Here is a 225-nt window from a genome sequence, read left to right as displayed (position 1 = left end):
GACAAGATGGCCCAGATCGTATCTGGCGTGGCAGAAGGCTGTCGTCAAGCCGGGGCGGCCCTGGTTGGCGGGGAAACGGCCGAGATGCCTGACATGTACAGTCAAGATGAATACGATCTGGCTGGCTATGCTACCGGTGTCGTTGATCAAGACAAGATGCTGACGACGGCCTTGCCAAAAGCTGGCGACGTTTTGATCGGGCTGGCCTCATCCGGGATTCACTCC

General features: G+C 58.2%; 1 protein-coding gene. It reads left to right on the top strand.

The window, feature by feature from the left end:
* Window positions 1-225, top strand: a 225-nt coding sequence (locus LJE08_RS14655; RefSeq protein WP_255650372.1) for an AIR synthase related protein, incomplete at both ends; no start/stop codon positions are given.

This window comes from Holdemanella sp. DFI.5.55 (genome assembly GCF_020593575.1).
Taxonomy (GTDB): Bacteria; Bacillota_I; Bacilli_A; order Erysipelotrichales; family Erysipelotrichaceae; genus Holdemanella; species Holdemanella hominis.
Note: the sequence above shows the minus strand (reverse complement) of the source record. Positions and strands in the feature narration are given on the sequence as shown.